The sequence below is a fragment of the Mycobacterium sp. genome (genome assembly GCF_032161845.1).
Classification (GTDB): Bacteria; Actinomycetota; Actinomycetes; order Mycobacteriales; family Mycobacteriaceae; genus Mycobacterium.
In genome coordinates this window covers 1-2,510 of sequence record NZ_JAVRQA010000053.1, presented here as the reverse complement: position 1 = coordinate 2,510, position 2,510 = coordinate 1, and the positions used below count along the sequence as shown (strand labels likewise).

Sequence of the window (2,510 nt, the reverse complement as noted above, 5' to 3'; positions counted from 1 at the left end):
AGTGGCTCTGGCGACACTGAACCGAACCAAGACCAGCGGTCCGAACGACAACGTCGGACCAGAACATGTGGAGGAACTGAATGACGTCACCGAGTGGGCCGCCGCAGGGCGCCGGAGGTTTCCCCGGGCAGGCCCCGACGCAGGGCTTCCCGCCAGGCGGTCACCAGCAGGCTGCGCCGGTGAACGGCAACCTGCAGAACGACGTGCACACCATCGAGCGGGCGATCTTCGAGGTCAAGCGGATCATCGTCGGTCAGGACCTGTTGGTCGAGCGCATGCTGGTCGGCCTGCTCGCCAAGGGACACGTGCTGCTCGAGGGTGTTCCCGGCGTCGCCAAGACCCTCGCGGTGGAGACGTTCGCCAAGGTCGTCGGCGGCACGTTCGCCCGCATTCAGTTCACGCCCGACCTGGTGCCCACCGACATCGTCGGTACCCGCATCTATCGGGTGGGCAAGGAAGAGTTCGACATCGAGGTCGGCCCCGTCATGGTCAACTTCCTGCTCGCCGACGAGATCAACCGCGCGCCCGCCAAGGTGCAGTCCGCGCTGCTCGAGGTGATGGCCGAGCGCAAGGTCTCACTCGGCGGCAAGACCTTCCCGCTGCCAAGTCCGTTCCTCGTCATGGCCACGCAGAACCCGATCGAACAAGAAGGCGTGTACTCGCTCCCCGAAGCGCAGCGCGACCGCTTCCTGTTCAAGCTGAACGTCGACTATCCGACGCCGGAGGAAGAGCGCGAGATCATCTACCGGATGGGTGTCACCCCGCCGACGCCCAAGCAGATCCTCAACACCGGTGACCTGCTGAGGCTGCAGGAGATTGCGGCGGGCATCTTCGTCCACCACGCCCTCGTCGACTACGTCGTCCGCATCGTGACCGCGACCCGCGAACCCGCGAAGTTCGGCATGCCCGATGCCAAGGCGTGGATCGCCTACGGCGCCTCACCGCGCGCGTCGCTCGGCATCATCGCCGCCTCGCGGGCGTTGGCGCTGATCCGCGGACGCGACTACGTGATCCCGCAGGACGTCGTCGAGGTGATCCCCGACGTGCTGCGGCACCGTCTGGTGTTGACCTACGATGCGCTCGCCGACGAGGTCTCCGCCGAGACGGTCATCAACCGCATTATGCAGACCGTCGCGCTGCCGCAGGTGAATGCGATTCCGCAGCAAGGACATTCGGTGGCGCCCGCCGTGCCCGCCGCGTCGGCGGCCGGCGGTCGGTGACCCGTTCATCTGGGGGCCCGACGTCCCTCGTTGATCTGCCGTCCCTGCAACGCGGTCAGATCCGGGATCCCGAGCTCTCGGCCGCTCTGCGCAAGCTCGAGTTGACGGTCCGCCGCAAGCTCGACGGCGTGCTGCACGGCGATCATCAGGGGTTGGTGCCAGGGCCGGGTTCCGAGCCCGGCGATTCCCGCGTCTATCAACCGGGTGACGACGTCCGCCGGATGGACTGGTCGGTGACCGCGCGCACCACGACGCCGCACGTGCGGCAGATGATCGCGGACCGCGAGCTCGAGACCTGGCTGGTGGTGGACGTCTCGGCGAGCCTGGACTTCGGCACCGCAGGCTGCGAGAAGCGCGACCTGGCCGTGGCGGCCGCGGCGGCCATCGCGTTCCTCAACAGTGGCGGCGGCAACCGCCTCGGTGCGGTGATCACCAACGGCGAGAGCACCAAACGCGTCCCCGCACTCAGTGGTCGGATCCACGAACACGAGTTGCTCAGTGCGATCGCCACCATGCCGCGCGCACCGCTTGGCGTGCGCGGCGACCTGTCCGAGGCCATCGACGCGTTGCGCAGGCCCGAACGGCGGCGGGGCATGGCCGTGATCATCAGCGACTTCCTCGGTCCGATCAACTGGATGCGACCGCTGCGGGCCATTTCCGGGCGGCACGAGGTGCTTGGCATCGAAGTCATCGACCCCCGTGACGTCGAACTACCCGACGTCGGCGACGTGGTCCTGCAGGACACCGAATCCGGCGTCACGCGTGAGTTCACCATCGACGCACAGTTGCGTGACGACTTCGCCAAGGCGGCGGCGGCACATCGCGCCGACGTGGCCAGGACCCTGCGCCGCTGCAATGCGCCGCTACTGACGCTGCGCACCGACCGGGACTGGATCGCCGACGTCGTTCGCTTCGTGGCCAGCCGCCGCCGGGGCGCCCTCGCCGGGCGATGAGCGCTTGCGCGAAGAGCAGAAGGAAGCGATGAGCGCTTGCGGACCGATTACTGAAATGACAAGTTGCACATGACATTACCGATCTTTGGCCCGATGAGCCTTTCGGGATTCAAGAGCCCGTGGTTCTTCCTCTTCCTTCTGGTCGTCGTCGGCTTGGTCGGCCTGTACGTCATCGTCCAGGTGGCCAGGCAGAAGCGAATACTGCGCTTCGCCAACATGGAACTGCTGGAGAGCGTGGCCCCCAAGCGGCCCGCGCGCTGGCGGCACCTGCCCGCCATCCTGCTGCTGCTGTCGCTGGTCCTGTTCACCGTGGCGATGGCCGGACCGACGAACGACG

3 protein-coding genes are annotated in these 2,510 nt (G+C 67.1%); all 3 read left to right on the top strand.

Features of this window, described 5'->3' with window-relative positions:
* Nucleotides 1-80 precede the first annotated feature (80 nt).
* Nucleotides 81-1,220, top strand: a complete 1,140-nt coding sequence (moxR1, locus tag QOD90_RS03185) for a chaperone MoxR1 (RefSeq protein WP_526346594.1) — start codon at nucleotides 81-83, stop codon at nucleotides 1,218-1,220.
* A complete protein-coding gene (locus tag QOD90_RS03180; protein WP_526346592.1) occupies nucleotides 1,217-2,173 on the top strand; it encodes a DUF58 domain-containing protein in 957 nt (318 codons plus the stop codon). Before moxR1 ends, QOD90_RS03180 begins: the two co-directional genes overlap by 4 nt.
* Nucleotides 2,174-2,242: 69 nt before the next feature.
* On the top strand, nucleotides 2,243-2,510 hold a 268-nt coding region (locus QOD90_RS03175), incomplete at its 3' end, for a BatA domain-containing protein (RefSeq protein ID WP_526346590.1).